Origin of the sequence: Asanoa siamensis (assembly GCF_016862555.1) — a bacterium.
In the GTDB taxonomy this organism is placed as follows: Bacteria; Actinomycetota; Actinomycetes; order Mycobacteriales; family Micromonosporaceae; genus Asanoa; species Asanoa siamensis.
On sequence record NZ_BONE01000146.1, the window covers coordinates 1 to 9,276 of the forward strand.

Here is a 9,276-nt window from a genome sequence, read left to right on the forward strand (position 1 = left end):
GCCACGATCGCGATCGCGCCCTCGTCGAGCGCGCCGCGCAGGCGACCCGGCGTCACGTCGATGATCCGCGCGCGCCCGTGCACCGACGTGGTCAGCACGCCCGCCTGCGAGCCCGTGTAGGACCGCGCCTCGTAGCCCAGGTTCTGGATCGCCATCGCGAGCAGCGCCATCGAGATGCGCTCGCCGGCGGTCAGCAGCATGTCGAGCTCGCGGCCGGCCGGCAGCGGGCTGACCTGGTGGGCGAGGTCGAGCAGCTCGTCGGTGGTGTCGCCCATCGCGGACACCACGACCACGACGTCGTTGCCCGCCTTGCGCGCGTCGACGATGCGCTCGGCCACCCGCTTGATCCGCTCGGCGTCGGCGACCGACGAGCCGCCGTATTTCTGCACAACAAGCGCCACCGCGGGTCGCTCCCTCTCAGACGTGCCAGCGCCGCCGGGTTGCCGCCGGCGGCGCGCGATTTTCCCCCGTCAGGGTACCGGCGGCCACGGTGTGAGGGGAGTCGCGATCCCACCATCTGACGGACCGTCACGCACCGTTCACATAAAGAAGTTCGACCGGAAGTTCGACCCGACGCGAGACACGCCGGTACGCATGGACCGGTCTACATGGCAAGAGCCCCACAATGAACCCCGTGTGGGCGTACGGGGTGAGCCCGCGCCGGTGGTTCGCCGGCGCGCTGGCCGGCGTGCTGCTCCTCACGGGCTGTGGCGGCGATCCGCCACCACCGCCCACCGAGCCGACGCCGACCACGCCTCCGCCGGCCGAGGCCGACGCCCGCGACCAACTCGCCGCGCTCGCCGCCGCCGCCCAGGACCGCACGCTGACCGCGATCTACACCTTCACGGCCGACGGCCGCGAGCGCAGCGTCTCCGCCACGGTCGCCAAGGACGGCAGTTGGCGGGTCGACGTCCCCGATCTGGCCCTCGGCGCCACCGTCGACATCTCGATCGTGCACAACGAGATCGGCCTCTTCCAGTGCGCGCTGCCCTCCGCCGAGCAGGCGGTCACGCCCAACTGCGTGAAGATCGGCGGCCCCGACGCCGACGTGCCCGACGCGATCGACCCGAAGGTGCAGCGCGCCCTGGTCACCGTCCGCCACGTGCTGACCGACCCGCGCGCCCCGCTGGCGGTCTCGGCCGCGGCTCCGCTGGCCGGCGCCGGCGGCAGTTGCTACGCCGTCGAGACCACCACCGCCTCGGTCAACGCGGCCCTGGACGTCGGGATCTACTGCTACGACGCCGACGGCACGCTGACCGGGGCCCGCCTCGAATATGGCCAACTCGTCCTGGCCGGCCCGCCCGGCCCGGCGCCCGCCACGGTGGCCATGCCGGGCCCGGTCACCGACGGCCGGCCGCTCGGCATGGCGGCCCCGCCGACCCCGATGCCGACCGTCACCGGCAGTGCGCAGCCGACGACATAACGAGACCTGTGTCTCAGAGTCCGGACTGTCCTTGGCAAGGATGGGACGAGGTCACGTAGGGTGATCGTTGTCATGTGGCACCGGCAGCTCCTGCTTCCTTGCCGCGACGGGGCCCTCTAGGCCGGCACCCCGTCGCGGAGCTGAGTCGCGCCGTCCTGTTGCTGCACCGCATTCGAACAGTTGACCAGCCGCCCGGCGGCGCCCATGACGACTCTCGCCACAGGAGCTTCTTCGCGATGTCTGACGTACCGTCCGAAAATCCCATCGCCCGCCAACGTGCCAGCCAGATGCCGTTCCAGCGCTACGCGTCGTACCACGAGCAGTTCGGTGTCGATCTCTCCGACCGCACCTGGCCCACCCGTCGCGTCGAGACCGCGCCCCGCTGGTGCGCCGTCGACCTGCGGGACGGCAACCAGGCCCTGATCGACCCGATGTCGCCGGAGCGCAAGCGCCGGATGTTCCACCTGCTGGTGGAGATGGGCTACAAGGAGATCGAGGTCGGCTTCCCGTCGGCCAGCCAGACCGACTTCGACTTCGTCCGGCAGCTCATCGAAGACGACATGATCCCGGACGACGTCACGATCCAGGTGCTGACCCAGTGTCGCGAGCACCTGATCGACCGCACCTTCGAGTCGCTGCGCGGTGCCAAGCGCGCGATCGTGCACTTCTACAACTCGACCTCGACGCTGCAGCGCCGGGTGGTGTTCGGCCTCGACAAGGACGGCATCACCGACATCGCCACGAGCGGTGCGCGGCTCTGCCAGAAGTACGCGGAAATCCACACCCCGGACACCGAGATCTTCTACGAGTACTCGCCGGAGTCCTACACGGGCACCGAGCTGTCGTACGCGCTCGAGGTCTGCTCGGCGGTCATCGACGTCATCGACCCGACGCCGGACCGCCCGCTGATCATCAACCTGCCGGCGACCGTCGAGATGGCCACACCCAACGTGTACGCCGACTCGATCGAGTGGATGCACCGGAACCTGCCCCGCCGGGACAGCGTCGTGCTGAGCCTGCACCCGCACAACGACCGCGGCACCGCCGTCGCCGCCGCCGAGCTGGGCGTGCTGGCCGGCGCCGACCGGGTCGAGGGCTGCCTGTTCGGCAACGGCGAGCGCACCGGCAACGTCGACCTGGTCACGCTGGGTCTGAACCTGTTCTCGCAGGGCGTCGACCCGCAGATCGACTTCGGCCGGATCGACGAGATCAAGCGCACCGTCGAATACTGCAACCAGCTTCCGGTGCACGAGCGCCACCCGTACGCCGGCGATCTGGTCTACACCGCGTTCTCGGGCTCGCACCAGGACGCGATCAAGAAGGGCCTGGACGCCCTGGCGGTGGACGCCAAGAACGCGGGCGTGCCGATCGACGACTTCGCCTGGGGCGTCCCCTACCTGCCGATCGACCCGCGCGACGTGGGCCGCACCTACGAGGCGGTCATCCGGGTCAACTCGCAGTCCGGCAAGGGCGGCGTCGCCTACATCATGAAGGAGGAGCACAACCTCGACCTGCCGCGCCGGCTGCAGATCGAGTTCTCCGGCGTGGTGCAGTCGCACACCGACAGCGAGGGCGGCGAGGTCGAGCCCGAGCGGATGTGGGAGATCTTCGCGGCGGAATACCTGACGCCGCGGACCAACGACATCACGCTGATCGGGTACGCGACGGCGACGGTCGACGACAAGGTCGAGGTGCTCGCGACGGTCGAGTTCGCCGGCGAGGAGCGGGTGCTGACCGCGGTCGGCAACGGCCCGATCGACGCATATGTCAACGCGATCCAGTCCCTGGGCATCCGGGTCCGCCTGCTCGACTACGCCGAGCACGCCATGTCCTCGGGCGGCGACGCCCGAGCGGCCGCCTACATCGAGTGCGACGTGGACGACACCACGGTCTGGGGCGTCGGCCTCGACCCGAACATCGTCAACGCCTCGATGCGAGCCATCACCAGCGCGGTCAACCGCGCCCGCAAGTAACCGGCGATCCCGGAAAGACCGGAGCCCGGCACCCCCGCACAATCGGTGGGGTGCCGGGCTCCGGCCTGTGCTCAGCCCTTGACCGCACCGCTCAGGCTTCCGTCGTCTCGTGGACCGGGTGGGCCGAGTGGGTCGGCGTGGTCATCGTCGTGACGGCGCGGTGCCAGTGCACCTTCGGTAGGCGGCCGCAGAAGACGAGGGCCATGCCCGCGCCCGCGACCATCAGGCCCGCGCACCAGAGCATGGCCGAGCGGAACGAACTTGTCAGCTCCGCCGGGACCTCGTACGACTCGCCGCTCAGCCCGACCAGCAGCGGCAGCGCGGCGATCGCGATCAGTGCGCCGGCCCGCGCCGCGGCGTTGTTGACTCCGCTCGCGATGCCCGAGTGTTGCTGGGAGACCGCGCCGAGGACCGCCGTCGTCAGGGGGGCCACCAGGATGACCAGACCGAGACCGAAGAGCAGCACACCGGGGAGCACGTCGGTCAGATAGCTCGTGTCCGGGCCGACCCGGCGCAGCAGGATCACGCCGACCGCGGCGACGATCGGGCCGAGCGTGAGCTGCCAGCGCGGGCCGATCCGGGTGGCGAGGTCGCCCGAGCGGGCCGAGAGCAGCAGCATCAGCACGGTCGCGGGGAGGGTGGCGAGCCCGGCCTGGAAGGCGTCGTAGCCCGCCACGTTCTGCAGCGTCACCGCGAGGAAGAAGCTCTGGCCGCTGAGGGCCGCGTACACGACGACGGTGTAGAGGTTGAGGATCGAGAACACGCGGCTGCGGAACAGCGCGGGCGGTGTCATGGCCGCGTCGCCCTTGCGGCGTTCGACGACCACGAAGGCGACCGCGCAGGCCACGCCGATGCCGAGCGCGCCGATCACCAGCGCCGAGCCCCACCCGTCGTCGGGCGCCTCGATCAGCGCGAACGTGACGCCGGCCAGGGCGAGTGCGGCGAGCACCGCGCCGGTGACGTCGAACCTGGTGTTCTCCTCGCGCGGGGCGCGGCTCTCCGGCACCCAGCGCAGCGCGGCGAGGACGGCGACGGCGCCCAGGGGCAGGTTGATCAGGAACGCCCAACGCCAGGAGAGCGCGTCGATCAGGTAGCCGCCCACGAACGGACCCAGCGCCGTCGAGATGCCGGAGAAGCCCGACCACAGGCCGATCGTCTTGCCGCGGTCATCCTCCTGGAACGAGGCCTGGATGATCGCCAGCGAGCCCGGGGTGAGCAGCGCCGCCCCCGCGCCCTGCAGGAAGCGGGCGCCGATCAGCGTGCCGATGGACGGCGCGATCGCGCACAGCAGCGAAGCGATGGTGAACCAGACGATGCCGATGATGAAGATCTTGCGGCGCCCGAGCCGGTCGCCGAGCGAGCCGCCGAGGAGCACGAACGCGGCCAGGGTGAGCAGGTAGCCGTTGATCGTCCACTGCAGACCCGCGACGCTCGAGTCGAGGTCGGCGCCGATGTGCGGCAGGGCGACGTTGACGATCGTCCCGTCGAGGAACGCCATCCCCGAGGCGAGGATGGTGGCGAACAGGACCCCGCGTCCGGCGGACGACTTCAGCCGCAGGGGTGAGGGCACGGTCATGTGCCCAATCTGCCCCGCGCGATCACGGACTACCACCGAATCGCCGAAAGCATCGCGGTTCTGGCCTGGGTGGCGCGCGGGGCGCACGCTGAGGACGTGCGTACGCCTCGGGTCTTCGTCAATGTCCTCGCCGCCGTCCTCGTGGTCACCGGTGCCGCGGGTTGTGTCCCGGTTGAACCCGGTTCCGCCGGACCGCGAAACACCTCGACGGGGCCGACCGCGACCGAAACGACCCGGCTGCTCGACCAGTTGACCGTCGCCCGGTCCGGCTCGATGAGCGGCTACAGCCGCGACCGGTTCCCGCACTGGCGCAAGGCCGGGAAGAACTGTGACGTCCGCGACACGGTGCTGGGCCGCGACGGCACGGGGGTCGAGGTGAGCGGCTGCAACGTGGTCGGTGGCCGGTGGGACAGCGTCTACGACAACCGCACGTTCACCGATCCGCTCGACGTCGACATCGACCACATGGTGCCGCTGGCCAACGCGTGGCGGTCGGGCGCCGACGAGTGGACCGACGAGCAGCGGGGTGACTTCGCCAACGACCTCGACCGGCCGCAGTTGCTCGCGGTTTCGGCGAGCAGCAACCGGGCAAAGGGTGACCAGGACCCGTCGCAGTGGAAGCCCGCGAACCGCGACTTCTGGTGCGAGTACGCGCAAGACTGGATCACGGTCAAGCACCACTGGAAGCTGACGGTGACCACCGCCGAGAAGGACGCGCTCGCCGACCTGTTGGAGACCTGCCCATGACCGACAGCAACTCCAAGCAGTCCGACCTGACCGCCGGCCCCGGCGGCGTGATGACCGACGAGGTCGGCGTGATCACCGGGGACCTGACGCTGCGCACGGAGCTTTCGGGCAGCGACGTGGTGCTGAGGGTCCAGTACAAGGACGCGGCCGAGTGGTACGCGGTCACGGGCGGCAAAGCCACCTTGGAGGACCCAGCCGACCTCGCCGCGGTCCACACGATCGCGCTAGCCCTCCTCAACCGCCCTGCGGGCTAAGGAACGGTCCGTTATTAACGGTTTCTGCATAGGAACGGCCCGTTATTAACGCTGCGGCTCCATCGCTGGACCGACGGCTGTTAATAACGGGCCGTTCCTCTACGGAAAGAGTTAACAACGGACCGTTGCTTACGCTGCGCTGCGCCCTGCGACCTCTTCGCCGTCGGCCACGGGGAAGTGGCACGCGGTCTGGTGGCCGGGGGCGTCGCCTTCGCGGACGACGAGCGGCGGTTCGGTGGTCGCGCAGATGTCCTGCGCCTTCCAGCACCGCGTGCGGAACCGGCAACCCGACGGCGGGTCGATCGGGCTCGGCACGTCGCCGGTCAGCAGCACCCGCTGGCGCTGGTTGGACTCGCGCCGGCGCGGGTTCGGCACCGGCACCGCCGACATCAACGCCACCGTGTACGGGTGCCGCGGGTTCGTGTAGAGCGACTCGCGGTCGGCGATCTCGACGATCTTGCCCAGGTACATGACGGCGACCCGGTCCGAGATGTGCCGCACCACGGACAGGTCGTGCGCGATCACCACGTAGGTCAGGCCGAGCTCGTCCTGCAGGTCTTCCAACAGGTTGACGACCTGCGCCTGGATCGACACGTCCAGCGCCGAGACCGGCTCGTCCGCGATGATCAGCTTCGGCTTGAGCGCGAGCGTGCGGGCGATGCCGATGCGCTGACGCTGGCCGCCGGAGAACTCGTGCGGGTAGCGGTTGTAGTGCTCCGGGTTGAGGCCCACCAGCTTGAGCAGGTCCTGGACCGAGCGCTTGATGCCGTGCTCGGTCTGCACGCCCTGGATCCGGAACGGCGCGCCGACGATCGTGCCGACGGTGTGCCGCGGGTTCAGCGAGGAGTACGGGTCCTGGAAGATCATCTGCATGTCGCGCCGGAACGGCCGCATCGCGCCCGTCTTCAGGTGCGAGATGTCGGTGCCCTCGAAGACGATCTTGCCGGCGGTCGGCTCCGCCAGGCGGGTGAGCAGTCGGCCCGTGGTGCTCTTGCCGCAGCCCGACTCGCCGACCAGGCCGAGGGTCTCGCCCTTGTAGACGTCGAAGTCGATGCCGTCGACGGCCTTGACCGCGGCGACCTGCTTCTTCAGCAGACCCTTGGTGATCGGGAAGTGCTTCTGCAGCCCTTGGGCCGAGAGCAGCGCCTCTTGCTTCGGGGTCTGCGTGGCGACGCCTTCCCGGGCGATGCTCTCCGTCATGATGTTGCCTCCAACGTCGGACGGATCTGCTCCTGCCAGATCCGCTTGCGCTCTGCCGAGGGAAGGTGGCAGCGCACGAGGTGGCCCCGGCCCGACTCGACCAGCTCCGGAACCTTGGTCGAACCCAGCCCGCCGGTCTGCGGCTCGTAGGCGCAACGCGGGTGGAACGCGCAGCCCGACGGCACGTTGATCAGCGAGGGCGGGTTGCCCTTGATGGGCAGGAGCCGGTTGCTCACACCGCGGTCGAGCCGCGGCATCGAACCGAGCAGACCCCAGGTGTACGGGTGCTCCGGCTCCTCGAAGATCGTGGTGGCCGAGCCGTACTCGATGCACTTGCCGCCGTACATGACCAACACGTCGTCGGCGAGCTCGGCGACCACACCCAGGTCGTGGGTGATGATGATCAGCGCGGAGTTGAACTCCTGCTGGAGGTCGCGCATCAGGTCGAGGATCTGCGCCTGCACCGTCACGTCGAGCGCGGTGGTCGGCTCGTCGGCGATCAGGAGCTCCGGGTCGCAGGACAGCGCCATCGCGATCATCGCGCGCTGCCGCATACCGCCCGAGAACTGGTGCGGGTAGTCGTCGACCCGGCGGTTCGGCTGCGGGATGCCGACCCGGCCCAGCATGTCGATGGCGTGCTTCTTGGCGACGGCCTTCGACACGTTGTTGTGCACCCGGTAGGCCTCGATGATCTGGTGGCCCACTGTGTAATAAGGGTGCATCGCGGACAGCGGGTCCTGGAAGATCATCGCCATCCGGCGGCCGCGCATCTTGCGCACGACCTCCGGGTCGGCGTTGACGATGTCGACGCCGTCGAGCGAGATCTCGCCGGACACCCGGGCGTTGCGCTTGTTATGCAGGCCGAGGATGCCGAGGCTGGTCACCGACTTGCCGGAGCCCGACTCGCCGACGATGCCGAGCGTCTTGCCCCGCTGCAGCGAGAAGTTCAGGCCGTCGACGGACTTGACCAGGCCGTCGTCGGTCGGGAAGTGGATGCGCAGGTCCCGCACATCGAGGAAGGCATCTGGAGCAGGCATCAGGCCAGCCTCACCCTCGGGTCGATGACCGCGTACACCACGTCCACGATCAGGTTTGCGATGACGACGAAGCCCGCGGCGAAGATGACGAAACCCATCACCTTGGGCATGTCGTTGGCGTTGATGGCGTCGATCGCGTACTTGCCGATGCCTGGCAGCGAGAAGGTGCTCTCGGTGAGCACCGCGCCGCCCATCAGCAGGCCGAGGTCGAGGCCGAAGATGGTCGCGATCGGCGTGAGCGCCGCGCGCAGGCCGTGCTTGGTGACGACCGTCCGCTCCCGCAGGCCCTTGGCCCGCGCCGTGCGGATGTAGTCCTCACCCATCGTTTCGAGCATGCCGGCACGGGTCAGCCGGGCGTACGCCGCGGAGAACAGCAGGGCGAGCGTGATCCAAGGCAACAGCAGGCTGTACGCCCACTCACCCGGATTCTGTTCGATCGGGGTATACGCGCCACCGGGCTTGGTCCAGTGCAGCGTGTAGCTGAAGATGACCAGCGAGACGAGGCCCGTCCAGAAGATCGGCAGCGACACGCCGCCGAGTGCGACGCCCATGGCGAGGCGGTCGAAGATGCTGCCCCGCTTGAGGGCGGACAGCACACCGGTGGCCACACCGAAGATCACCCAGATGATCGCCGCGCCGAAAGCGAGGGACGCGGTGACCGGCAAGCGGTCGAGGATGTCCGGCAACACCGGGTTACGGCCGATGAAGGAGTAACCCAGGCACGGCGCGGGGCAGTGCGCCTGCGTCGAGCCGAACGAGAAGTCGCGGCCGACGAAGATGGCCTGCAACCAGTCCCAGTACTGGGAGAAGAACGGCTTGTCGAGGCCGAGCCCGTGGGCCGCCTCGCGCACCTGCTCCGGGTTGGCCGTACGGCCGACGTAGCGGGAGGCCAGGTCCTCGGCGGTGCCGCCGGCCCAGCGCGGCACCAGGTAGAAGATGCCGAAGGTGATCATGCTGACGATGATCAGAGTCAGCACGGCCCCGAACAGGCGCCGAATGATGTACGCGACCACGGAGTTCGGCTCCGGCGGCCGGCCCGCCCCATTCCGGGACGGGCCGGCCGCCG

Annotated in this window: 9 protein-coding genes; 4 read left to right on the top strand and 5 right to left on the bottom strand. The window is 69.4% G+C overall.

What is annotated here, in order from left to right:
• Window positions 1-401: amino acid kinase family protein (locus Asi02nite_RS40090; protein WP_444541787.1), on the bottom strand; the 401-nt coding region annotated here is incomplete at its 3' end.
• Between the two features lie 224 nt (window positions 402-625).
• On the opposite strand from Asi02nite_RS40090, the gene Asi02nite_RS40095 reads away from it, so the two are divergent.
• Window positions 626-1,423 (top strand): hypothetical protein, encoded by a 798-nt coding sequence (locus Asi02nite_RS40095; RefSeq protein WP_239127687.1) that lies wholly within the window; start codon window positions 626-628, stop codon window positions 1,421-1,423.
• 236 nt (window positions 1,424-1,659) lie between these two features.
• Window positions 1,660-3,396: a 2-isopropylmalate synthase gene (gene leuA / locus Asi02nite_RS40100; protein ID WP_203719284.1), complete on the top strand. Its 1,737-nt coding sequence runs from the start codon at window positions 1,660-1,662 to the stop codon at window positions 3,394-3,396.
• Between the two features lie 91 nt (window positions 3,397-3,487).
• Here the strand turns inward: leuA and Asi02nite_RS40105 are convergent, their stop codons facing one another.
• A complete protein-coding gene (locus Asi02nite_RS40105; protein WP_203719285.1) occupies window positions 3,488-4,972 on the bottom strand; it encodes an MFS transporter in 1,485 nt (494 codons plus the stop codon).
• Window positions 4,973-5,068: 96 nt separating this feature from the next.
• On the opposite strand from Asi02nite_RS40105, the gene Asi02nite_RS40110 reads away from it, so the two are divergent.
• Together Asi02nite_RS40110 and Asi02nite_RS40115 are read left to right on the top strand one after the other, a co-directional pair.
• Window positions 5,069-5,719, top strand: a complete 651-nt coding sequence (locus tag Asi02nite_RS40110) for an HNH endonuclease family protein (RefSeq protein WP_203719286.1) — start codon at window positions 5,069-5,071, stop codon at window positions 5,717-5,719.
• On the top strand, window positions 5,611-5,973 hold the full coding sequence (locus Asi02nite_RS40115) for a hypothetical protein (RefSeq protein WP_373312443.1): 363 nt from the start codon (window positions 5,611-5,613) through the stop codon (window positions 5,971-5,973). Before Asi02nite_RS40110 ends, Asi02nite_RS40115 begins: the two co-directional genes overlap by 109 nt.
• Window positions 5,974-6,102: 129 nt before the next feature.
• On the opposite strand, the gene Asi02nite_RS40120 is transcribed toward Asi02nite_RS40115, so the two are convergent.
• The 3 genes from Asi02nite_RS40120 to Asi02nite_RS40130 form a co-directional block, all read right to left on the bottom strand.
• On the bottom strand, window positions 6,103-7,173 hold the full coding sequence (locus Asi02nite_RS40120) for an ABC transporter ATP-binding protein (protein WP_203719288.1): 1,071 nt from the start codon (window positions 7,171-7,173) through the stop codon (window positions 6,103-6,105).
• Window positions 7,170-8,210: an ABC transporter ATP-binding protein gene (locus tag Asi02nite_RS40125; protein ID WP_203719289.1), complete on the bottom strand. Its 1,041-nt coding sequence runs from the start codon at window positions 8,208-8,210 to the stop codon at window positions 7,170-7,172. The genes Asi02nite_RS40120 and Asi02nite_RS40125 overlap by 4 nt, the downstream gene beginning before the upstream one ends.
• The coding region (locus Asi02nite_RS40130) for an ABC transporter permease (RefSeq protein WP_239127689.1) at window positions 8,210-9,276 on the bottom strand (1,067 nt) is incomplete at its 5' end. The genes Asi02nite_RS40125 and Asi02nite_RS40130, both read right to left, overlap by 1 nt.